The organism is Paracoccus sp. KR1-242 (assembly GCF_049446195.1).
Lineage (GTDB): Bacteria > Pseudomonadota > Alphaproteobacteria > Rhodobacterales > Rhodobacteraceae > Paracoccus > Paracoccus broussonetiae.
Map to the genome: position 1 here is coordinate 22,182 of NZ_JBMSED010000008.1, position 22,141 is coordinate 44,322.

Sequence of the window (22,141 nt, forward strand, 5' to 3'; positions counted from 1 at the left end):
TGGTGCCAATGCCATGCGCCAGCCTGATCGGGTCAAGAAGGAGTCCCGATCATGGAACTGACGGATGAACTGGATAACAGGTTCGAGCGTATCTCGAACGCGCTGACCATGGGGCTGCGCCCGAGGGTCGCCGCCCCCGAAACCGAACTGGTCGCCGAACTCGGCCTGCCCTACTCGACCTATGCCCGAGAGAAGGCCGAGGGCCGAGGCCCGCGCGTGTTCCAGATCGGACGGCGGAATTACGTTCTGCTGACCGACTGGCAGGCTTGGCTGGAAGCCCGCGCCGAGGGCAAGGCATGACGGCCCGCGTGCATCACTATCAGGCGCTCATGGCCCAGCGCGAGCAGCAGACGACAGTCTATCGGTATTACGATGCCGAGGACCGCCTGCTCTATGTCGGGTGCAGCGCGAGGCCCTTCCACCGGGTTACAAATCACAAGGATAAGCCTTGGATGAATGACGTGGCCCGCGCGACCTTCGAGCGGTTCCCGAACTTCTGGCTGGCGCGACAGTCCGAGGCCGAGGCGATCAGGTCGGAAGCCCCGCTCTACAACGTCCTGCATAACGAGGCGAACCCGGCTCGGATGCCTTACGAACTACTTCCTCCCAGCGGGTTCAGGGGTATCCTGCACAGGCTGCCTGACGATGCGGTCGAAGTGCTGGCCTGCGGATTCCACCCCGATGGTGGGGGCCTGTATCTCTGCATTAAGCCAAGGTCGAAATCTTGGTGCTTTCGCTACACCTCGCCCATCACCATGAAGCGCCGCGAAATGGGTCTGGGGCGGGCCACCCTGCCGTTAATCGCGGCTCGGGCGAAAGCGGCGGAACTGCGGAATCTGGTCGCGCAGGGTATTGATCCGCTGGCGACTACGGCCAGCAAGAATGACCCGAAACGCCACCTGCTACGGGATGATCAGATCGCCACCTTGCCGGACGGGCGGCATAATGACGGCGGCGGGCTTTACCTGCTCGTGCGGGGGCGAAGCCGGACGTGGAACTATCGGTTCCAGCTTGACGGCAAGCGGCGCGACATGTCGCTGGGCGTTTTCCCCTTCATGGACTTGGAGCAGGCCCGTGCTGCTCACTTCGCGGCTGCTTCGCTAAGGAAGCAAGGGGATGATCCGCTTGACGCCAAGCACGCCATGCAGCGCAGGCCATGGCGCAGGCCCAAGAGATGAACGAGGCCCTGAGCGCCCGCTACAGCGCCCCCAGCCTCGTCCCCGTGGGTGAGCCTGTCCCGCCCCCCTGCCGCCCTTCCTGCGCCGATCTGGATCAGCGCCGCGCGGTCATGCTTGTGGGGAGGTTTACGAGCGCTCGTAAACCTGTCGAGTCCGGCGTTTTTGCCGGAGTTGAAATCAGCGGAACCACCGTGTTTTCCTTGGGTTTTTCCGGTGTGACGGGGGTAGGGTTGAAGATTTCCGTCTTCCTAGCGCTAGGAAAACGATCAATCACAGGCCGAGCGAGAGTCCGGCAGTTTGGCCGGAGTCCTCGACCCGGCGAAACCTCGGGCGGGGCAGGGTTTTTCCGGCGTGACGGGGGTCGGGTTGAAGATTTCCGGTTTCGCCACATGGCGAAACCGTTCTACGGTAGGTTGCAAATCATTCAGGGCAATAAGCCGCACAGAAATGCGGCTGGATCAGCCCCGCACGATCATGATCATTCAGCGTCTTGGCCACATGGCCAAAACGATCATCCCGGCGTGTTACGCAAGTGCGTAACACTCTCACCCCAAGCGCGTGTCGGGAGGTTTCGTAGCGTTACGAAACCTGTCGCCCCCGGCGTCTTGGTCACATGACCAAAACGATCATCCCAAGCGGGTGCGCAGGGAGGTTTCCGCACGGTGCGGAAACCTACGTCCTCGCTGGCACCGATCTGGATCAGCGCTGCACGGTCGTGAGCATTCAGAGGTTTGGCCGCGTGGCCAAACCTCTCGTCCCAAGCGGCACTGAACAGTTTGTCGTTCGCGTAATGGCTGCCTATGGCCAGCCTAGACATTCACGGCACGCGGATTATCTGGCAGAGTGTATTACGATTATCCAAACCCCGACTTTCCGTAATACGAATTCCATTTGATAACAGGTAAGCCGCTTTTCATCTGGCAATGCAGCGGGGATTACCAGCGGCTGGAAAACCTGTAATCTGACGGTCTAAGCGTATTACGAATCCGTTGTATTTGCGTGCTTTTCAGATTTTTGACCATTTGGTCAAAGAATCGTTTTGCGGATAGAATCCCTTGCGGGGCATTCAAATCGCGCTAAGATTGAAGCCGCACCATGGCAGGTCCACGGGGCGGCTTCAAAGATAATCGTTCTGGATGGAATGATTATCCAGTCGTCCAAAACATAAATCAAGCCCGGAAATGATTTTCCGGCTGTGGAGGACACATGGCACGACCAATCCTGCGTCTGAATATGGCGCATGTGACTATCCCGGCACCGACCGAGCCGGAACCCAAGGCCCCGGCACCTAAAGCCACGAAGGCCCCGAGGAAGGCAAAGCCCGTCGAGGGACCGCGCCCGCCTTGGGGCATCGACTTCTTCGCGCAGGTCCAATGGATCGGGGAACGGCCTGCGGTGCTGTGCGGCCCCGTCAGGCCGTTGGCCCTCGGGCTGGGGCAGGCACTGCTCGAACGGGTCGAGGACAGCCAGCACAGCTATCTGAGGGGCTGCCTGCGGCGCTACACGGGCAGCCTGCCCTATCTGGACGCGCTGCTCGCCGAGGGTGCCATGCGCCACGACCTGAACGGCCTGCCCGTCGAGCCTGTCAGCGACGAGCACCGCGAGCGCGCGCGGGTGCAGGAGGAAGCCACCCCCGATTGGGTGAAGGCCCGCCGCCCTCAACAACCGCTCACGACCGAACCGAGGGAGGTGACGGCATGATCTTCGAACCGCGCCTGCAATGCTACGTCAGCGAACTGCGCTACGACTGGAATACCCGGCGCGGGGTGCTGCACATGCCCGAGGAAGGCGACTGCACCGACATGAAGGCGTGCATCAACCTGTTCCGGGCCATCGACCCCGAGGTGAAGCTGATCGAGACTTTCGGCGGGGGCGTGCCCGATACCGTCTACCATCGGAAGCGCGACAGGTGGTCTGCCACCCATAACGGCAAATTCTTCGGCTGGACGGTGATCTGACCAGCGCAATCCGGGGTCGCGCCCCGGACGCGGAGGCCCCGCGACACCAACGATGGCGAACAACCCGAACGAACGAACGTGGAGCGGGCCGAGATGCTGACCATCGGCAGGTTGCACCACCCCGAGGCAGAGACAGCTTCACAAGAGAAGGGGCGAAATCCCGAAAGACCCCGCCCGCAACCCTGTTCCTGACCAAGGATTACAGGATAGCGCGGCAAGGGCCTTTCGGGCAAGCCCGACGGGTTACGTCCATGAAGGATCAACACGCCGCGAACGCGGAAACGAATTGGCTGGTATCGAGGATCGAACGCGATCCAGAGGGCAAGAAGAAGCCCAAGAAGATACCCTACAGCAAGACAGGACTCGGTGCGCTGGATCGCGTCATCGCTGCCACGCTGACCGAAGCAGATGCGCAGGAAGCCGTCGCGAAGCTGAACGAGACGAAGGCCGACGATCTGATCAGCTTCGAGGTCGGCTATCTGGCCCGCGACGGGTCCAAGGATGTCGGCATTGACCTCGACTATGTGCTGAACGCCGATGGCAGCCTCAAGGAATGGGGTCGGAACCTGATCGGGGATGATCCTATCGAATTGCGGGTGACGCCCTCGGGGCTGGGCCTGCGGGCCATGGTGCCCCGCGAGGACGGCGACGGCTGGTCGGTCGAACTGGACCTCGTGCCGGGCGAGAAGACTGTCGGCGGCCTCGGCTTCCAAGGTGACGAGACGAGGTTCTTCACGGTGCCGGGGACGATCTGGCGCGAGGGCGACCCGGACTTCGACACAGGGCCTTTCAAGCGGCGGGTGCAGGGCATGATCCGGGGCTTGCAGGCCAAGAGGGTGAACGCACCGAAGCCGAAACCCAAGGCCATCATTGCCACGGGGCGCGGCGGCTTCGATGGCCTGCCGCCCGACGAAAAGGACTGGATGCTCGCCGACGCGCTATCCTTCATCGACAGCTTCGCGAACTATGACGAGTGGCTTGCCCTGTCGATGGCAGCCCATGCCAGCGGTGCCCCCAATGCCTTCGACATCTGGGACGCATGGTGCAGGACCGTGCCCGGCTACGACGAGAAGGTGAACGGCTCCAAATGGGAGACGTTCCAGTGGAGCGGGAACGGGTCCGACAGGCCCGTGACGGTCGGCACCATCCTCGCCACGGCCAAGGCACGGGGCTGGGACTGGAAGGGCGCGCTCCACGCGATGCGGGGCGGTCCTGAACAGCCGAGCGAGGCCGAGGACGACCCGATGCCGGAATCCCAGGGTGATGAGCAGACGGAATCGGAATTCGCATTCGATGCTGTCGGCGATCTGGAATATCGTGAACCCGAATATGTCGTCGGCGACCTGATCGAGACGGAATCGCTGGGCATGATCTTCGGCGATCCGGGTGGCGGCAAGTCATTCCTCGCCGTTGATATTGGCCTTTGCGTGGCGACCGGGACGCCGTTCCATGGCAAGGAGGTCATGAAGGGGTCGGTCTTTCTGATCGCGGGTGAAGGGCATAACGGTCTGGCCCGGCGCTTCGCAGCTTGGGCCAAGAACAAGGGGCGGTCCCTGACAGGCGTGCCCATGTTCAAGTCGCGCCGTGCGGCGCAGTTTCTGGACGCGGCTTCGGCCAAGGCGGTCTGCAAGACGGTGGACAAGCTGGCGAAGCTGCATGGCACGCCTCGTCTGATCATCGTGGACACCGTGGCGCGGAACTTCGGGCCGGGCGACGAGAACAGCACGATGGAGATGGGCCAGTTTATCACAGCCATGGACGACCTGAGAGTCCGCTATCCCGGTGCGACGGTGATGCTGGTCCACCATACGGGCCATGCTGAGAAGAACAGGGCGCGCGGTGCGATAGCCTTGAAGGCGGCGCTGGACTTCGAATTCCGGGTCGAGATGGACAAGCCGCAGGTCCGGGTGATCAATACGAGGATGAAGGACGGCCCAACGCCTGCCGACCTGCACTTCACCTTGGAGACGGTGCAGCTTGAAGGAAAGGCCACGGGCGCGATCCTGCGGTCTGCGGAGGCCCCGCCCGTAAAGCCGAAGGCCCACACCCCGACACAGCGAATGGCCCTTGAGACTTTCGAGGCTGCCGCCCGTGAGCATGGTATCTGGAATGAAGGCGAGGACGGCAAGGAAACCTTCGCTGGCCTCCATATCGAGGACTGGCGCGGGTTCTTCTATGCCGCCCATACGGGCGACACCCCCGAGGCCAAGAAAAAGGCGTTCCAGCGGGTGCGGGGAGAACTCGTGGAACGGGATGATCTGAGGGTCGAGAACGACGTTTACGTCGCAGTTTCCTACCATATTCACACCCGTCTGAACCTGTCCCGGAACAAGGCCCGTGGCGATGTTCATGCAGGTTGAGTGCTGTAACTCATTGAAAAGTCCAGAGCGGAACCGGGACATTGTTAAATGTCCCGCTGTCACGGTCTGGAAAATACAACCTGCGCGGGTAGAAAAAGCCCATTTTACCGGGACAAACCGGGACAAATCGGGACATTGTCCCGGTTTGTCCCGCCCAGAAGCCGGATGGGTGCCGGGACAAGCGGGACAAAAGCCTATAGGCTTTGTCCCGTGTCCCGCCCCCCGGACTGGGGTATTTCGCTTCCCTTCCAACCTTGGAGTTGGAATGGCCCCCACCCCGACAGGGCAAGCCGATTTTCCGGCCCTCGTGCTTGACGCGCAGACTCCCCACCTGAGAAGATTCCCCAACCCCTACATGGAGCAGAACTGATGGAAGCCCCCATCTACAAGCCGATCCCGATGAAGGACATTCCCCCGCGCCGCTATCTGACGGGGCCGATCATTCACGCCGACAATGAAGTCCTGCTTCGCAGTGATCCGTTGGACGCGATCTGGTGGCAGGGCCGCACGTGGGCCGTCACCGCTTACGGCATCGAGCGCCGGGATGGACTCTACACCATCCCCAGCGCCGACCTGCTGAAAGACCACCCGCGCTACGACTGGATCAAACACATTTCGGGCAAGGCCCCGGAGAAGTATGACCATGAGGAATTCCGCACCGCCTTCCTGATTGCCTGCGCCCTGCACCGCGTCACCGTGCCGGACGAGATCAGGGAGCCGATCATCAAAGGCCATGACTGACCCGCGCAGCATAGAAGACCTGCGGGCCGAGCTTGTCACGGTGGCCGACATCGCCGACGAACTCGAAAGGCATTTTGCGCTCGCGCACCTGTCCCAGCGCCACGGCATCCGGCTCGACGTGCTGCGCCGCGCCCTGCCGACCCCGGACCCGGCCCGCGACCCGGCCCCCGTCCCGAAGAAAGGGCGCAAGAGATGACCATCGCCCTGCCGATCCAGCCCAACGACTTCGCCCGCGAGGTGGAACGTATCACGGGCCATCCTGTCCGCTTCACAGGCACCCTTCCGGTTCACCACGCGCTCCAATACCTCGACCACGAAACCACCGTCGCCGGGCTGGTCTGGCGGAAACCCACTTCCCCGCCGACCCTCGGCTTCGCCCGCGTCACCTATTCGTCGCCGATCCTGCACCGCTTTGGACTCGGCCCGGCTGACCTCGCCGCCATCGCGCTGGCTCAACTCGGCATCCTGCACCTAGCCGACATGCCACGCGCCGCCAGACGCTCCGTGAGCGTCAAACCGATCCCGCCCGCTAGGGTGGTGGCCGCGAAGCCTTGAGGCCGCCCAGCGGCCCTAAAATCGGGGTCTTAGGGTCTTCCCGGCTTGTGCAAGGAAATCCGGCCTTCCGGGCCGAACGAGGAGAAAATTTTCTCGTCGTTCGCCCCTAATTCCCGATTTTCTCGGCACACGCCATAAGTGATTGAAATTACAGCCAAGTCAGTTTTGACGGGGCCTCCATCGGCCTCGGCACTGGTTCCGGCGCGCTCGACAGCCGCGTGATCGCCAAGATGTGCGGAAAGGAGCCCTTTCACGTCAATCGTGCCGTTCGTGACTACTGCCGCCAGATCGGCGTAGACGCATCCAGATTTGGATGCGTCTATCTCGGGGCCGATGGACTGACCCGGCCAGAGGACTTTTCCTCCGTTGGAGTAAAAGTCAACCCGCCGCCTGATCGCCCGCTACTACGGGAAGGATCATCGCAACACCCTGCGTGACGTGCGCGCGCATTTGGCGAGCATTGATGAACCAGCCCTGAAATTTCAGGGCTGCTACATCGGCGAGAACGGGAAGGAACTGCCCTGCTTCCATCTGCCTATGAACTATGCGCCCCCGATGTCGGCAAGAACCCCCGCCGCCACGACAGTGTGAAGCGCTCCATCGCCAGCATGGTGGAGCGTGGCGCACTTTCGCATCAACCACCAACGGTGGATGATGTGGAACGCCAACCACCGTTGGTGGACGGCGTTGAAACCCTGCCCGTGTCTACGGTGACGCGGTGATCGGCTGCGATCCTATCATCACCATGCGACAGCAGGACCATCAGTGACTAGGTGACGACGGGCTGCCGGGGCTGGGGCGGCTGGGCTTGTCGGTCGCGGTTGTCTTGTGATCAGCGTGTCACGCGGTCTGGTCCTCGGTCATCGTGCAGGATGTCCAGCGTCACTAGGTCACGGGGCCTTGGGCCTCGGGCCTGCCGGGTGCGGCTGCCCCTCGGCATATCGTAATACGGAACGACATTGACCTTGACACGCACGCGAACGCCCTCTGCGCCGGGACCGAATCGTATTACGGGGTATGCCCCGATTTTTTATTGACCCTCGGGGGCGGCTGACCGTGCCGGGGGGCTTTCCGCAAATTTAATCCCGCCTAAAACGATTCCGCCGCTCGCGAAAAAATTCCGGTCGAAATCGGCAATTTCATCCCCGTTCTGATCGGCGCTGATCCTGACGCCATCGGCTCGTCATCTGGCGCATTCCCGTCGGCATCGTTTCCGACCTGTCACTGATCTTCGAGCAAACCCGATTCAGGACCGTAATACACTCTATTCATTAGACAATTCTGAGAAAGTGCTGGCCGAAAGGCCCGTTTCCGGGCTATCATCGCGTCCGAACCCATCAGATCGGACGAACCACGATGGCCCCGAATTTCCTGACCCGCGCCTTCGCCGCCCTCGGCCTGACGAAGGCCCCTTCTGCCGTCGGCTTCGCCTTGCCGATCAGCGGGGGCTTCATTCCATCTAGCTGGCCGTGGAACTTCTGGCAGCAGGGCCGCGATCCCCTCGGGGCCGGGCCTTCGCCTATCGTGCAAGCCTGCATCAGCACCTATGCCCAGACGGTCGCCAGCCTGCCCGCACGGCACGTATCCGAAGTTCCGGGGGAAGGGGTCAAGGTCATCACCACCTCGCCCCTTTCGCGCGTCCTGCGCGCCCCTAACCCTTATCAAAGCCCGGTGGACTTCTTCGACATGCTGACCCGCGACCTGTTCACCACGGGGAACGCCTTCGCTGTCGCTCTGCGCGATGATCGCTATCAGATCACGGCATTGCATCCCGTTCCCGCGCGGGGCACCACGATTCATGTCGGGCACCATGACGACGGTGAGCCGCAGGTCTTCTATGCGATCCCGAACCTGCCCCTATTGCCCGCATCGCTGGCCGGGCAGATCGTCACGTCGCGCGACGTGATGCATCTCAAGCTCAACAGCGACCCGCGCGCCCCATTGCGTGGCAGATCGCCTATCGAGGCGCTGGCAGCCCAGATCGCCTCGACCAACGCCATCGCCGCGCATCAGGCAGCTTTCTTCAACAACATGGCCCGCCCCTCGGGCGTGCTGACCACCGACGAACGGCTGACCAAAGAACAGATGATGCAGCTTCGTTCGGCATGGGAAACTCAGAGTCAGCACCTGAACGCCGGTAACGTCCCTGTTCTTGCGAGCGGGCTGAAATGGCAGAGCATGTCAATCACCAGCCAAGACGCACAGCTTGCCGAGGCTTATCGGCTCGGGGTCGAGGAAATCGCCCGCGCCTTCCGCATCCCGCAACCTCTGATCGGCAGCCTTGAGGGTGCCAGCCAATATGGCACGGTTGCCACGCTGGCTGCCCTCTGGGCCGCGCAGGGCCTTGGGTCCGTGCTGCAACTGATCGAAGCTGCCTTCGGGGCGTTCTTCGGTCTGCCAGCCGGGCAGCGCCTTGATCTGGACGAGGGCGCGCTTCTGCGGGCTGATCCTGCGGCAAGGGCCGACATCCTCGTCAAGCTGGTCGGCGCGGGCGTCATGTCACCGAACGAGGCCCGCCGTTCCGAGGGCCTGCCCGATACTGCGGCAGGTGGCGAACCCCGCACCTTGCAACAACAGGTGCCTTTGTCTGTCGCCACTGGCACCACGACCGAGGCCCCCGTCGCCGACGTGCCGCCCCCGGCCCCAGCGCCGCAGGAACGCGCCCTGCTGCCCCGTCCTGCCGAGACGATTGAACGCCGCCTGCGTCTGATCGCCGGGGCCTGACGCCATGGCCCTGAGCATCCGACGCGAAGGCCCCGACCCCCGCGTTGCGGTGCCAGACCTGCTGCGCGCGGGCGTGGGTGAGGAAGTCACCGCGCAGCAGAACCGCCTCACCGCCGAGGCCGTCGGGCTGGGCCTGATGTCCGGCGACGATCTTCGCCGGGTGCTGATCGTCGGATCGACCACGCGCACCATCCCCGGCGGCTGGAACGGCATCAATCAATGGCCCCTCGTCCCCTACCGGACCATCACGACCGACCAGCAAGATAACCGCGCCCTGATGGTCGAGGCCGCACGCTACATCGTCGCCGACTTCAACCGACGCGCCCCCCGTGGCACCGCCAAGAAAAACCACCCTTGGCGCTATGCCGCTGCCTTCCGCATCTATCGCGGCGGTCGCGAAATCCCGGCCATCCCGCCCGTCGAACAGATCACGCCCGAGGATGCCTTTCAGTTTATCGACGTGGCACCCTACGCGTCGTCGGTCGAGATCAGGCACGATGTCATGACGCTGGTCGCCCGCGATGCCATCGCGCGCTTCCCCACTCTCAGCATCACGTTTTCATGGATCAACTCGGATCAGATCGGGCTTCGCTACGGAGCGGGCACAGGCGGGCCGTCCAGCGGCTCTGCGATCTATGCGCTGCCCCTGATCACCTTGAGCATGGAAGGCGGCTCTAGGGTCGCCACACGCCGCCGCCTGCGCGGTCGGAAACGGAGGTAAGCCCCATGGCGATGACTGGCTCCACGCGTTACGAAGTTCAGGTCGATGCCGTCGGCAGTCAGAGCCTGACGGCCCTGATCAAGAGCCTGAGCGATGCGACCCGCGCCGAAGCGATGATGACGAAGGCGCTGGCCGAGACGCAGAAGCAGGAACGGCTGGCCGAGGCGCAACGCCAGCGGCTCGCCAAGACCACCGACGAACTGGCCCGCTCGACCCAAGCTGCCGCGAACCAGAACAGCCGCCTGAACAGCCTCGGGGCCGCTTTCAGCAAGAACGGCGCGGCCATCCAGAACTTCGGACGGCAGGCGCAGGACGTGGCCGTTCAGGTCGGCATGGGCACTTCCGCCTTCCGCGCCCTCGGGCAGCAACTGCCCCAGCTACTCGATTCCTTCGGCCCCCTCGGGGCGGTGATCGGCACCGTCGCCGCCGTGGCGCTGCCCTTCGCCGCGAACCTGTTCGAAGCCGAGGAAGCCGCCGCCGACCTGAGCGAGAGCACCGACGCGCTGGCAGCTTCGGTGGATGCGGTGCGCACGGCCTTCATGCAGAGCCAGCAGCCCCTTGCGGAATGGGGCACCTATTCCGTCTCGGCTGCCGAAGGGCTGCGCAGTCTGTCCAGCGCCATGCTGGCCCTGTCGCAGGCCAATGCTGCCGTGCAGATGTCCAGCACGCTGGAAGCCATCAACGCCCAGACCGCCGCCGTTGACGAACAGGCGCTCGCGTGGACCCGGCTCGAACAGCTACGCGAGGACTTGCAGAACTTCGACCCGTCCGGGGGCACCAACCTTGAAGCCGTCAATGCCCAGATCGCCGAACTGACCGAAGGGGTGAAGGGCACGCTGGCCCAGACCCAATATGTCGGCGAAGCCTTCGCCAACCTCGGCAAGGCCCTGACCGAGGGTCGCCCCGCCGAGGAAGTCGCGAAGATCGTCAACGGCATGATCGAATGGGACAAGCAGGCCAAGGTGCTGACGGAGGAACAGCGCAACATCCTCACCGAGTCGTTGAAGCTGTCGGCACAGCAGACCCGTTCCGCCGACCTGCAACGCCAGATCACCGACGCCGCGAACGGCACCACGCAGGCCATGGCGGGCACCACGGCACAGGCCCAGCAACTCGCCGACACGCTGGCCCGAGGCGCGGCTGCCCTGTCTGCCCTCGGGGCAGCCACCAGCAACCTGAACCTCGACACCGACGCGCTGAACGCGCAGACGGCCAGCCTCAAGGCCGGGAACGATGCCCTGCAAGCCCGCGCCGACAGCCTCAAGGCCGCGAAGCTTGCGGCCTCTGCCGAGGGCCTGAACTCGCCGGACATGATGATCCGCAAGGAAACGATAACGTCGATCCGCGAATACAACGAAGCGGTAGATCGCAACGTCGTCGCGCAGCGCAACAATGCCAAGGCCATGGCCGACTCCGCCAAGGCCGCGACCTCGACCAGCAAGGCGGTATCCGCCGCAGGCAAGGCGACGAAGGACGCGACGAAGGACATCGAGGACGCGACCAAGGCGCTGAACTCTGCGCTCAAGGAATTCATGACCCCGGCAGAGGAAGCCAAGGCCCAGCTTGCCGAACTGGACAAGCTGATCGCCGATGTCGGCGGGCAGACGAAGCTCGACCCGATGCAGGCCGAACTTTACCGCCGCGCGGTGCAGGAACTGAACGGCACGCTGGACGAGACGAAGACGCTTTCCGAGGAAATCGAGGACCAGTTGGCCGACGGCCTCGGGCAGGTTTTCAGCGACATCGTTGACGGCACCAAGTCGGCTTCGGACGCGTGGGCCGACATGCTTTTGCAGATGCTGCGCGACCTGACGAAATTCTTGGCCCAGAAGCAGTTTCAGGAATTCGCCGCCGCGCTGGTCAGCAGCTTTGCGGGTGCCCCGACCGTCGCGGCCCCGAGCGTGGCAGCCATGGCCCCGGCGAACCTGTCGAGCGCGCCGACCTATGCGGCCCCTGCCATGCCCCGCGTGCAGGCAGGTGCGCTGGTCATGCCCGCCGCACCCATCGCCCCGGCCAATGGAATGACGGATCGCGCCGGGTCTTTCGGCAATGTCTTCATCGAGAACCACACCTCGTCCAAGATCGAAGCCCGCACCGAACCCGACGGACAGGGAGGGCAGGATTTGCGCATCACCCTGCGGGACGAAGTTCGCGGCATGGTGACGAGCGGCGCGCTGGATAACCAGCTTAGAACCAGTTTCGGCCTGAGACGGCGGGGGGCGTGATGTCAGTCTCGCGCGCGATCCTCGAACAAGCCGCAGCGGCACTGGCAGCCGAAATCGCCCGGAGGGATGATGAACGAGCCGAAGTTTCAGCCCCCTGCGGACATCCTGATCAGGGAAGCAGTCCTGACGCCCGAGGTGCTGCGATACTGGTCGAACCAGACCTTGCAGACCATCTCGGCAATCGTGACCGCCCGGCTGCATGACGATGACCTGACCCGGCTGGACGACTGCCGCGCCCTCTGGGCTGCGGCGGCACTGGCACAGGCCCGCAAGATGCGCTCCGAACTGCTGCAAGGGGGGTGCCCGAGCCGTCGCGATCAGGACCAGCTACTCGGGGTGCTCGACCTGCTGGGCGATGCCGCGCCCGAGGACGTGGCGGAATGGATCAGACACCGCTTCAACAGCTTCTGTCTCAAGTGAGTCGTAATACAACCCATTGATACTGAGTCCAAATTTCGTGACTCACCGTCCGGGATGCGCTAGATTTAGCCTCGACCCCCGCGAGTGCCGGGGCGGCAAGCTAGGAGCGCGTCCAGATGTTGCATCGCCGAGTCTCAACCCCGTTGGTTCAGGCAGGGGGCGCGGAAGTCAGCCTGTCCCGCCATCTGGCAAGCCGTGCAGCCAAGGTCGCGCTGGATACCATCTCGAAAGCTGTCAAAGGTCTGCCCGACCTCGAACCCGCTTTCATCATTCCAGCATTGCGGGATTTGCACCATCTCGCCCGCGAAGCCGACGCCCTGATCAAGCGTGTCTCGGAAGTCGGCAAGCACCTGACCGCCACGGCAGGCGCGCTGGCCGAGGGCACTGGCACCGGGTCCGAGCCGATGGTGACGATTGCGCTGGAAATCTTCGCATCCAAGATGATGTTGCGTGAAATCGACCCGTCGCTTGCCCTGCCCGAAGCCGACGACGCGGCAGCCCACCTGCGCGAGGTCGCGGGGCTGGTGGCCGAGGATGTCGGCAAGGCACGCGACCGCATGGGGCTGGTGCGCGACTTGCTGGCCGAGGCCACCGACCTCGCCCTGACCCTCGACCATGTGAACCCGGACGACGTGCTCGCCGAATTCAGGCCGACGCCCCGCATGAAGCAGGAACTGGACCTCAAGCGGGCCGTCCTGCCCGAGACGATCCGGGCAATCGCCCGCGCCACCGTCGGCGCGAAACGGAAGGAAGGCCGCGACAAGCGCCTTGCCCGGCAATCCAAGACCCGACGCGACCTGCAAGTCATCGTCGCCGACGCATGGAGGACCACGAAATGAACGGCACCGAGAAACGGGTCCGGGCGGTCGAGTTGATCGGCTGGCTGCGGCATCAGGTCAACGACAAGGCCATCACCGGGCGGGCCTTGGCTGATGTCTTCGAAGCCTTCCTTGCCGCCATGGACGAGGATCGCGCCGGGCTGGTGGATGATCTGATCAGCGCGGCTGGCGGGGCGATCAAAGACGGCCTCGCTTCCACGAACGCCCGAATTGATAAGATCGACGGCGCGCACTTGTTGAAAAGCGCTGGGGCAGCAGTCACCAGCGCCAACCTGCGGGCCTTGGAGGCCGTTGCCAGTGATGTTGAGCTACGCCGCGCGAAACTGGTCAGCGGCACCCCCAGCGCCTTCCTGCAAGCCGTGCTGGACGGTGATCAGGCCACGGTGAAGGGCGCGACCCCTGACATCGTGTTTCGCAAGATCACGGCCCAGCCATGAGCAGCGCGGCCCTGCATGAGTTGCGGCACGCGCTGGCAGCTTCGGTCGCGTGCCAGTTGTTGGGCGTCAGGACTGCCGGGCTGGAAGTCCACATCGAAGCCGGGGCGGATGGCAGCGGGGAATTCGCCGTCATCCCGCTCGACCTGTCCAGACATGACTTCGAACAGATCATGGCGCTGGCCGCGTGCGGGCCGCTGATCGGGCACCCTAACGCCGAACGGGCCATCTTGTCGGCGCAATCCTTGGCCCATCCGATGCTGGACTCGGTCTACGCCCGCGCCGGATTGTCGGATGCGGACTTCCTGTTGATCGAACGATGGCAGGGGCCGTTCACGACGGTCGCGCTGGTCGTCGCCGCCGTGCGCGCGATGGAGGACGATCTAGGCATCGGGGGCAAGGCCAAGCTCTGCGGGGTGATCAGGAAGCTGGGCGCGGCCCGGATCGACCGGAACCTGACGCTGGACGAGCTAGCGCCGCCCGCCCGTGCCCGGAAGGCACTGGCCCGAGCGAAGCAGGTGGCGCTGGCATGAGTGAGGCCGTTGCCACCTTGGCCCGCCTGACCGCCAAGCTGTTCGGCGGCAATCCCGATCTGGCCGAGATGTCCTTCCTTGCCGTGCATGACGTGCGCCCGGTCGAGGTGCATAGGCTGATTGACACCATGCCGCGCCGGATGATGACCCAGCAGGGGGCGAACGAGGTGGCGGTCTGGCTGACGCTGGCAGGGATGATCAGGCCGCTGCTGGATCGGGTCGAGGCAGACGGGGAAGTTGACTTCGACCTAGACGACCTGCGCGACCTGCTGGCCGAGGAAGTCCGCTATGCCCGCGCGTCGATTGCGGGCTGGCCTGATCCTCTGCGGGTGCTGTCATGACGTTCTTGCTGTCAGATCGCGAGGCCATCGCGCGGGCCGTGGCCCCGTTCCTGAACTTCGATCCTGACGACTTCGCGCACGCCCTGATGGACCTGCGCGCGGGGCGCGCTATCGCCCCGCCGCAGGATCAGGACGACGCACCCGTTTGGCTGCACATGATGGCCTGCGCCGTCGCGCTCGAATCCACGCTGCTGAATACCGAGCGGATGGTGCCGATGTTGAATGACGCCGCGATCCCGTCGCTGGCTAGACAGGTGATGGAGAGCGAACCGCAGTTTCGCCGGGTCGGACCTCTGCACTGATCTGAGATCGGCGCTAAGCTGGGCGCTGGCAGGGCTTGTCGAGGTGCCCGGCTAGGTAGGGTGCCGGGAAGGTCAACGGGCTTGTAGCGTGATCCTAGACGCTCTGCGCTGCTTTACTTATCTCACACGCGATTCGGATTGCGAGACACGCCCGAGACACGCCGGGCGTCACGAAAGCCATTCGAGACACCCAAGAGACACGCTTTGCAGGCATATCGCTCTAACTACCTGATTTTACTGGTGACCCCGACAGGACTTGAACCTGTAACCTGCCCCTTAGGAGGGGGCTGCTCTATCCAGTTGAGCCACGGGGCCGCCGCTGTCCTTTTGCCCTGTGCGCCCGGAATTGGCAAGGTTGCCGCGCGGTTGCAAAAGCGATAACGGTAACATCATTGCGTCCCGGAACAGTCATGAACACGAAACGACCCCGCCGCCCCCTGACCCTGCGCGACGTGTCCGAAGCGTCGGGCGTCTCGGAAATGACTGTTAGCCGCGTCTTGCGCAACCGGGGCGATGTCTCGGCCGCGACGCGGGAGAAGGTTCTGACCGCCGCGCGAACTCTGGGATATGTCCCCAACAAGATCGCGGGCGGCCTGGCCAGCCAGCGCGTCAACCTGGTCGCGGTGATCATTCCCTCGCTGTCGAACATGGTCTTCCCCGACGTTCTGGGCGGCATCTCGGCAGAGCTGGAGGATACGGGGCTGCAACCGGTGGTCGGCGTCACCAATTACAGCCCCCCGCGTGAAGACGCGGTGCTCTATGACATGCTGTCCTGGCGGCCCTCGGGCGTGATCCTGGCCGGGCTGGAACACAGCGCCGTGGCCCGCGCCATGCTGGACAATGCCGGCCTGCCCGTGGTCGAGATCATGGATATCGACGGCGACGCCATCGATACCGCGGTCGGCATCTCGCATCGCCGCGCCGGGGCCGAGATGGCCGCAGAGATTCTGCGCGCGGGCTATCGCCGCATCGGCTTCATCGGCACGCATATGCCCGAGGATCACCGCGCGCGCAAAAGACTGGCCGGGTTCGAGGAACGGCTGGCCCAGGACAATGTCTCGCTTTCCGCGCGTGAGTTTTACCAGGGCGGCTCGTCGTTGCAGAAGGGGCGCGAGCTGACGGAACGCATCCTCGCACGAGAACCCGAGCTGGATTTCCTGTATTACTCGAATGACATGATCGGCGCGGGCGGGCTGCTGTGGTGCCTTGAAAAGGGATATGACATCCCCGGCAAACTGGGCCTTGCGGGCTTCAACGGGGTCGACCTGCTGGACGGGCTTCCGTTGCGGCTGGCCACAACCGACGCGCGCCGCATCGATATCGGGCGTCGCGCCGCGCGCATCGTCGCCGGGAAAGAGACTGCGCCCGAAAACGGCGTCGTGGCGCTGACCCCGACCTTCAAGCCCGGCGATACGATCCGCAACGCCTGAACCGCAATGAAAACGGGCGCGCCGATGGCACGCCCGTCATGGTCCGGCACGGCAGGGGCGCTGCCGCTCAGTTGAAATCGGGATAGAAGATGCCGCCGGGCGACAGGGTGAAGATCTCGCACCCGTCTGCCGTCACGCCGATCGAATGTTCGAATTGCGCCGACAGCGACTTGTCACGGGTCACGGCGGTCCAGTCATCGGCAAGGACCTTGGTTTCGGGACGACCAAGGTTCACCATCGGCTCGATGGTGAAGAACATCCCCTCTTCCAGGACGGGGCCTTTGCCCGGACGGCCGAAATGCAGGACGTTCGGCGGCGCATGGAAGACGCGGCCAAGGCCGTGACCGCAGAAATCGCGCACGACCGACATGCGGTTCCCCTCGACATAGGACTGGATCGCCCAGCCGATGTCGCCGAAGGTCGCGCCGGGGCGCACGGCTTCGATCCCCTTCATCAGGCTGTCATGCGTCACCTGGATCAGGCGGCGCGCCTTGACGCTGGGCTTGCCCGCCACATACATGCGCGAGCTGTCGCCGTACCAGCCGTCAAGGATGACGGTGACGTCGATGTTCAGGATATCGCCATCCGCCAGGATCTTGTCGCCGGGGATGCCGTGGCAGACGACATGGTTCACGCTGATGCAGCTTGCATGCTGGTATCCGCGATAGCCGATCGTGGCGCTGACCGCGCCCGTCTCCTCGACCCGGTTGCGGATGAAATCGTCCAGCGCGGCCGTGGTCCTGCCGGGTTCCACCAGCGGGCCGACCTCGTCCAGGATCAACGCAGCAAGCCGACCGGCCGCGCGCATGCCCTCGAAATCCTGAGGCTCATGGATACGGATACCCTCACGGGTCTGGCGTGCGTCGTTCATCGGATCCTCATGCATGTTGATCCACAGATAGTCCCCTGCGCCCACTTGTTCCAGCCCCGCGGCCAGACCTATACAGTCTTTCTAGAAAATGAACGCCGCGAGGAGCGTCCCATGCAATCCGACAATCCCACCGCCGCCATCCTCGTGATCGGGGACGAGATCCTTTCGGGGCGCACGCGCGAAGGCAACGCCCACCACCTTGCCGGTGTGTTGTCCGCGACCGGCTTCGACCTGCGCGAGATCCGGGTCGTTGCCGATGACAATGACCAGATCGTCGCCGCGATCCGGGCCTTCGACAAAAGCCTGGGTGGGGCCTATGACCTTGTTTTCACCTCGGGCGGCATCGGTCCGACCCATGACGACATCACCGCGGATTCCGTCGCCGAAGCTCATGGCACCACGGTCGAGGTCAACCCACAGGCCCGCGCGATCCTGCAGGCGCGCTGCGACCGGATGGGAACCGAACTGACCCCGAACCGGCTGCGCATGGCGCGGGTGCCGGTGGGCGCGGTGCTGATCGACAACGCGGTTTCGGGTGCGCCGGGCTTTTCGATCGGCAATACCCATGTCATGGCCGGCGTCCCCGAGGTGTTTCGCGGCATGGTCGCATGGCTGGTGCCGCGCCTGTCCGGCGGCCGGCCGGTGCAGTCGGACACGGTCGAGGTGCGGCGCGGCGAAAGCGACGTGGCCGAAGAGTTGAAGGCCGTGGCCGAAGAATTCCCCGACCTTTCGCTTGGCTCCTATCCTTTCCAGGATGCGACCGGATGGGGCACCAACCTGGTCGTGCGCGGCCTTGACGTGGCCCGCGTCGCCGAGGCCATGGCCACCCTGCGCCAAAGGCTGGACCTGTGACACCGGATCCGCAGCTGTCGCTGGCCTTCGAGACGACCTGGCCGGCCGCCGAGATCGTCGATACCGGGGCGATCCGCAGTGGCCGCGGCCTGGGTGCGGGCGGGCGCGTCAGTTCCAGCATCGCGCTGTCGCCTGACTGGACCGAGGCCGATCTGAGCGCGGCCGAGGCCCTGCATCGCGACTGGCAGCAGCGCCCGATGTTCCGCCTGCCCGACAGCGACCGGCGGCTGGGCGAGGCCCTGGCCGCGCGCGGCTATCGCGCCGAGTCGCCGACGGCGATCATGACCGCCAATTGCGCCGCGCTGGTGGCCGAGATCCCGGCGCTGACCATTTTCCCGATCTGGCCGCCACTGGCGATCCAGCGCGAGCTTTGGGCCGCCGGGAATATCGGCCCTGCCCGCCAGGCCGTCATGGAGCGCGTGGCCGAGCCAAAAATATCCATTCTTGGACGGCTGGACGACCGCGCGGCTGGCTCTGCCTTCGTCGCGGTCGAGGGGCCGGTGGCGATGGTCCACGCAATCGAGGTCGCGCCGCAGTTCCGTCGCCGGGGCGTGGGCGCATTCCTGGTCCGCGCGGCGGCGGAATGGGCCGCGCGACAGGGCGCCCCGCGCCTGGGGCTGGCGGTCAGCCGCAGCAATGCCGGCGCCCGCGCGCTTTACGACCGCATGGGGTTCAGCGAGATCGCTGGCTACAGCTATTGGGCGCGGGACTAGAGATCAGACGCCGGCGGCAAGCCGGCGCATCTCGCGCTTCAGCAGGTCCAGCTCGCTGCGCATCAGGTTGATCTCGGCACTCAGATCTTCGTCGATCGGCTCGCCCGCAACGATGCTGAAGCTGGCAAGGTGCCGCGCGGCGGGTTGCAGGGCCTCGCCCGGCTCGCCCCCATCCTCCATCAGCAGGAAGGTCTGGACGCCGTCGGACAGGCGCTGCGCCGGGATCGCGGCGGCGACGCGCCAGGTGCCATCCTCTTGTGCGGTCACGCGGGCTTCGGCGACGCGGCTGCCCAGATGAACCAGCACCAGCCGGCCGGGGGGCGCGGACCGGGTCAGGATGCCCTGCCAGATGCCGCTTTTCAGGCCCAGCGTTTCGAAATCGTCCATCATGTCCCTCATCAGAAATCGGCCCGCGGATGGCGGGACAGGATCAGTTCGCGGATTTCGACCGCGCTCATGCCGGGGCTTTCGAAGATCAGGTCCAGCCAGATCTTTTCAAGCCGCTTCTCGTTCATCTCGGTATAGGCAAGGTCAAACTCGATGACCTGCTGGCTTTGCAGCCCGGCCTGCATCTCGTGCAGCGAATGCAGCAGCTCGTCGGTATTCGGGCCGTGGCCGATGTTCAGGCGGGCATAGACATTCAACGGGCGTTCCAGCACCAGCGACGCTTCAAGCCGCACGATATGGTTGCGCGTCAGCCCGTCCAGCGCCTCGGTCGGCAGATCGATCGAGATCGACAGGAAGCTGCCGGTAAAGCCGAAGACCTCAAGCCGCAGACCATAGGGCGACAGGTCCGTCGCGCGTGGATTGCGGATCTGTTCAAGGATCAGGGCCTGCGCCTCGCAATCGTGCCAGACGCCCGCGCGGTCGCCCAGCCGCGTCCCCGAGGGTGCGGCCGCGATCCCACGCGGGGTGATCTGGCCTGCCAGAAAACCCGGACGCCAGCGCCAGTCGGTACCGCCCGGCAAATGCAGCGCGGCCAGCGCCACCCGCGACACGGCCGACTTGCGGTCCCCCCGCATCAGGAAGCGGTTCAGGCTGGCGCGCAGGGCCAGTGCCTCGTCCGTCAGCCGCTTGATCCGGCCGGGTCCCATGAATTCGACGCTTTCGGCCATCTCGGCCCATTGACCGAATGCCCGCTCACGCGTTTTCCGTTCCAGCCACTTGCGCGCGCGCAACGCCATGCTTCCGCCTCGTAATTACTGATCCATATAAATATGCGTCTCGGCCTCGGCGCCCGGATGCGTGACCGCACCGTAGCGTGCCTTGCCGACAAGCTTCGAATATTTCCAAAGTGCCCCCGAAGCGTAATCGGTCGCGCGCGGGCCGGGCCAGTTCTTCCGGCGCGCCGCCAGTTCCTCGTCGGAAAGGGCCACGGAAATCTCGCCCCTTGGGGCGTCGATGGTGACGATGTCGCCATCGCGCAAAAGCGCGATCGGGCCACCATGCGCCGCCTCGGGGCCGACATGGCCGACGCAGAACCCCCGCGTCGCGCCCGAGAAGCGGCCATCGGTAATCAGGGCCACCTTCTTGCCCATCCCCTGCCCCGACAGCGCCGCCGTGGTCGCCAGCATCTCGCGCATGCCGGGGCCGCCTGCCGGTCCCTCGTTGCGGATGACGATGACCTCGCCTTCGCGGTATTCGCGGCGGGTGACGGCGGCAAAGGCGTCCTCCTCGCATTCGAAGACGCGGGCGGGGCCGGTAAAGACCTGCGTCTCGGGCGGCATTCCGGCGACCTTCACGATGGCGCCGTCAGGGGCCAGGTTGCCCTTGAGCCCAACCACGCCGCCCGTTGCAGACAGGGGAGAGGTGACGGCGTGGATGACCTTGCCGTCGATCTCTCGGTCGACCAGGTCCAGTTCCTCGCCAATGGTCCGGCCCGAAGCGGTGATGCAATCCTCGTGGATCAGACCGGCGCGGCGCAATTCGCGCATGACGACGGGGACGCCGCCCGCGTCGTACAGATCCTTGGCGACGTAATCCCCGCCCGGTCGCAGGTTCACGAAATAGGGCGTCTCGCGGAAGATGTCGCAAACGTCGAACAGATCGAAAGCTATCCCCGCCTCATGCGCGATGGCGGGAAGGTGCAGCCCGGCATTGGTCGACCCGCCGGTGCACGCGACGACGCGGGCCGCATTCTCCAGCGACTTGCGCGTCACCACGTCGCGGGCGCGGATATTGCTTGCGATCAGCTCCATCACCGCCTCGCCCGAGGCAAGACCGAACTGGTCGCGGGATTCATAGGGTGCGGGCGCGCCAGAGCTGTTCATCAGCGCAAGCCCGATCGCCTCGGACACGCAGGCCATGGTATTCGCGGTATACTGCCCGCCACAGGCCCCGGCCGAGGGACAGGCCACGCGTTCCAGGATGTCCAGCTCGGCATCGGACATCCGCCCGGCGGCGTGCTGGCCGACGGCCTCGAACACGTCCTGAACGACGACGTCGCGACCGTTCAGGCGACCCGGCAGGATGGAACCGCCATAGATGAAGACTGAAGGCACGTTCAGCCGCACCATGGCCATCATCATACCGGGCAGCGACTTGTCGCAGCCCGCCAGCCCGACCAGTGCGTCATAGCAATGCCCACGCATGGTCAGTTCTACCGTGTCGGCAATGGCATCGCGCGAGGCAAGGGATGAACGCATCCCTTCGTGCCCCATGGCGATGCCGTCGGTCACGGTGATGGTCGTGAATTCGCGCGGACAGCCACCCGCCTTCTTGACCCCCTGCTTGACCGATTGCGCCTGTCGCGCCAGCGCGATGTTGCAGGGCGCAGCCTCGTTCCAGCAGGTGGCGACGCCGACCCAAGGCGAATGGATCTCTTCCTCGGAAATGCCCATCGCATAGAAATACGACCGGTGCGGCGCCCGCGAGGGACCTTCGGTCACATGCCGGCTGGGAAGTCGCGATTTGTCGAAGCGAGAGTTTTTCACGGCTCTTTCCT

At 64.6% G+C, this 22,141-nt stretch carries 24 protein-coding genes and 1 tRNA gene; 20 read left to right on the top strand and 5 right to left on the bottom strand.

The window, feature by feature from the left end; genetic code table 11:
• Nucleotides 1–51: 51 nt before the first annotated feature.
• The 17 genes from ACO2Q4_RS12695 (at nucleotide 52) to ACO2Q4_RS12775 (ending at nucleotide 15,331) form a co-directional block, all read left to right on the top strand.
• Nucleotides 52–300, top strand: a complete 249-nt coding sequence (locus ACO2Q4_RS12695; RefSeq protein WP_423319655.1) for a hypothetical protein — start codon at nucleotides 52–54, stop codon at nucleotides 298–300.
• Nucleotides 297–1,178 carry an integrase arm-type DNA-binding domain-containing protein gene (locus tag ACO2Q4_RS12700; protein ID WP_423319657.1) on the top strand — a complete coding sequence of 294 codons (882 nt, stop codon included), beginning with the start codon at nucleotides 297–299 and terminating at the stop codon, nucleotides 1,176–1,178. Before ACO2Q4_RS12695 ends, ACO2Q4_RS12700 begins: the two co-directional genes overlap by 4 nt.
• 1,206 nt (nucleotides 1,179–2,384) lie before the next feature.
• Nucleotides 2,385–2,879 carry a ProQ/FINO family protein gene (locus tag ACO2Q4_RS12705; RefSeq protein ID WP_423319659.1) on the top strand — a complete coding sequence of 165 codons (495 nt, stop codon included), beginning with the start codon at nucleotides 2,385–2,387 and terminating at the stop codon, nucleotides 2,877–2,879.
• Nucleotides 2,876–3,136, top strand: coding sequence for a hypothetical protein (locus ACO2Q4_RS12710; protein ID WP_423319661.1), 261 nt, complete (start codon nucleotides 2,876–2,878; stop codon nucleotides 3,134–3,136). Before ACO2Q4_RS12705 ends, ACO2Q4_RS12710 begins: the two co-directional genes overlap by 4 nt.
• A 251-nt stretch (nucleotides 3,137–3,387) precedes the next feature.
• On the top strand, nucleotides 3,388–5,496 hold the full coding sequence (locus ACO2Q4_RS12715) for an AAA family ATPase (protein WP_423319663.1): 2,109 nt from the start codon (nucleotides 3,388–3,390) through the stop codon (nucleotides 5,494–5,496).
• A gap of 369 nt (nucleotides 5,497–5,865) precedes the next feature.
• Nucleotides 5,866–6,237 (top strand): hypothetical protein, encoded by a 372-nt coding sequence (locus ACO2Q4_RS12720; RefSeq protein WP_423319665.1) that lies wholly within the window; start codon nucleotides 5,866–5,868, stop codon nucleotides 6,235–6,237.
• Nucleotides 6,230–6,433 carry a hypothetical protein gene (locus tag ACO2Q4_RS12725; RefSeq protein WP_423319667.1) on the top strand — a complete coding sequence of 68 codons (204 nt, stop codon included), beginning with the start codon at nucleotides 6,230–6,232 and terminating at the stop codon, nucleotides 6,431–6,433. The genes ACO2Q4_RS12720 and ACO2Q4_RS12725 overlap by 8 nt, the downstream gene beginning before the upstream one ends.
• Complete coding sequence (locus tag ACO2Q4_RS12730) at nucleotides 6,430–6,792, top strand: hypothetical protein (protein ID WP_423319669.1); 363 nt, start codon at nucleotides 6,430–6,432, stop codon at nucleotides 6,790–6,792. Before ACO2Q4_RS12725 ends, ACO2Q4_RS12730 begins: the two co-directional genes overlap by 4 nt.
• Nucleotides 6,793–8,148: 1,356 nt before the next feature.
• Nucleotides 8,149–9,516, top strand: a complete 1,368-nt coding sequence (locus ACO2Q4_RS12735; protein ID WP_423319671.1) for a phage portal protein — start codon at nucleotides 8,149–8,151, stop codon at nucleotides 9,514–9,516.
• Nucleotides 9,517–9,520: 4 nt separating this feature from the next.
• Nucleotides 9,521–10,237, top strand: coding sequence for a hypothetical protein (locus tag ACO2Q4_RS12740; protein WP_423319673.1), 717 nt, complete (start codon nucleotides 9,521–9,523; stop codon nucleotides 10,235–10,237).
• A 5-nt stretch (nucleotides 10,238–10,242) separates the two neighbouring features.
• Nucleotides 10,243–12,462: a hypothetical protein gene (locus ACO2Q4_RS12745; protein ID WP_423319674.1), complete on the top strand. Its 2,220-nt coding sequence runs from the start codon at nucleotides 10,243–10,245 to the stop codon at nucleotides 12,460–12,462.
• Between the two features lie 69 nt (nucleotides 12,463–12,531).
• Complete coding sequence (locus ACO2Q4_RS12750) at nucleotides 12,532–12,882, top strand: hypothetical protein (RefSeq protein WP_423319676.1); 351 nt, start codon at nucleotides 12,532–12,534, stop codon at nucleotides 12,880–12,882.
• A 116-nt stretch (nucleotides 12,883–12,998) separates the two neighbouring features.
• Nucleotides 12,999–13,721: a hypothetical protein gene (locus tag ACO2Q4_RS12755; protein WP_423319678.1), complete on the top strand. Its 723-nt coding sequence runs from the start codon at nucleotides 12,999–13,001 to the stop codon at nucleotides 13,719–13,721.
• Nucleotides 13,718–14,158 (top strand): hypothetical protein, encoded by a 441-nt coding sequence (locus ACO2Q4_RS12760; RefSeq protein ID WP_423319680.1) that lies wholly within the window; start codon nucleotides 13,718–13,720, stop codon nucleotides 14,156–14,158. Before ACO2Q4_RS12755 ends, ACO2Q4_RS12760 begins: the two co-directional genes overlap by 4 nt.
• Nucleotides 14,155–14,688: a hypothetical protein gene (locus tag ACO2Q4_RS12765; protein ID WP_423319682.1), complete on the top strand. Its 534-nt coding sequence runs from the start codon at nucleotides 14,155–14,157 to the stop codon at nucleotides 14,686–14,688. Before ACO2Q4_RS12760 ends, ACO2Q4_RS12765 begins: the two co-directional genes overlap by 4 nt.
• Nucleotides 14,685–15,029 (top strand): hypothetical protein, encoded by a 345-nt coding sequence (locus tag ACO2Q4_RS12770; protein ID WP_423319684.1) that lies wholly within the window; start codon nucleotides 14,685–14,687, stop codon nucleotides 15,027–15,029. The genes ACO2Q4_RS12765 and ACO2Q4_RS12770 overlap by 4 nt, the downstream gene beginning before the upstream one ends.
• On the top strand, nucleotides 15,026–15,331 hold the full coding sequence (locus ACO2Q4_RS12775; RefSeq protein WP_423319686.1) for a hypothetical protein: 306 nt from the start codon (nucleotides 15,026–15,028) through the stop codon (nucleotides 15,329–15,331). The genes ACO2Q4_RS12770 and ACO2Q4_RS12775 overlap by 4 nt, the downstream gene beginning before the upstream one ends.
• Nucleotides 15,332–15,569: 238 nt before the next feature.
• Here ACO2Q4_RS12775 and ACO2Q4_RS12780 read toward each other — a convergent pair.
• A tRNA-Arg gene (locus ACO2Q4_RS12780) sits at nucleotides 15,570–15,646 on the bottom strand.
• A 95-nt stretch (nucleotides 15,647–15,741) separates the two neighbouring features.
• On the opposite strand from ACO2Q4_RS12780, the gene ACO2Q4_RS12785 reads away from it, so the two are divergent.
• The gene (locus tag ACO2Q4_RS12785; RefSeq protein WP_311757349.1) at nucleotides 15,742–16,761 is read left to right on the top strand and encodes a LacI family DNA-binding transcriptional regulator; all 1,020 of its coding nucleotides are present in this window, start codon (nucleotides 15,742–15,744) and stop codon (nucleotides 16,759–16,761) included.
• Between the two features lie 67 nt (nucleotides 16,762–16,828).
• Here the strand turns inward: ACO2Q4_RS12785 and map are convergent, their stop codons facing one another.
• The gene (gene map / locus ACO2Q4_RS12790) at nucleotides 16,829–17,632 is read right to left on the bottom strand and encodes a type I methionyl aminopeptidase (protein ID WP_311757350.1); all 804 of its coding nucleotides are present in this window, start codon (nucleotides 17,630–17,632) and stop codon (nucleotides 16,829–16,831) included.
• 111 nt (nucleotides 17,633–17,743) lie between these two features.
• Here map and ACO2Q4_RS12795 point away from each other — a divergent pair, with 111 nt between their 5' ends.
• Together ACO2Q4_RS12795 and ACO2Q4_RS12800 are read left to right on the top strand one after the other, a co-directional pair.
• Nucleotides 17,744–18,484: a competence/damage-inducible protein A gene (locus tag ACO2Q4_RS12795; RefSeq protein WP_395130934.1), complete on the top strand. Its 741-nt coding sequence runs from the start codon at nucleotides 17,744–17,746 to the stop codon at nucleotides 18,482–18,484.
• Nucleotides 18,481–19,197: a GNAT family N-acetyltransferase gene (locus ACO2Q4_RS12800; protein WP_423319688.1), complete on the top strand. Its 717-nt coding sequence runs from the start codon at nucleotides 18,481–18,483 to the stop codon at nucleotides 19,195–19,197. Before ACO2Q4_RS12795 ends, ACO2Q4_RS12800 begins: the two co-directional genes overlap by 4 nt.
• A gap of 3 nt (nucleotides 19,198–19,200) precedes the next feature.
• Here the strand turns inward: ACO2Q4_RS12800 and ACO2Q4_RS12805 are convergent, their stop codons facing one another.
• Genes ACO2Q4_RS12805 through ilvD form a run of 3 tightly spaced genes read right to left on the bottom strand, consistent with a single transcriptional unit; the run spans nucleotide 19,201 to nucleotide 22,130 of the window.
• Nucleotides 19,201–19,584: a hypothetical protein gene (locus ACO2Q4_RS12805; protein ID WP_311757353.1), complete on the bottom strand. Its 384-nt coding sequence runs from the start codon at nucleotides 19,582–19,584 to the stop codon at nucleotides 19,201–19,203.
• A gap of 11 nt (nucleotides 19,585–19,595) precedes the next feature.
• Nucleotides 19,596–20,381: a DUF6478 family protein gene (locus ACO2Q4_RS12810; protein ID WP_311757354.1), complete on the bottom strand. Its 786-nt coding sequence runs from the start codon at nucleotides 20,379–20,381 to the stop codon at nucleotides 19,596–19,598.
• A 15-nt stretch (nucleotides 20,382–20,396) separates the two neighbouring features.
• A complete protein-coding gene (gene ilvD, locus ACO2Q4_RS12815; RefSeq protein WP_423319690.1) occupies nucleotides 20,397–22,130 on the bottom strand; it encodes a dihydroxy-acid dehydratase in 1,734 nt (577 codons plus the stop codon).
• Nucleotides 22,131–22,141: the final 11 nt, after the last annotated feature.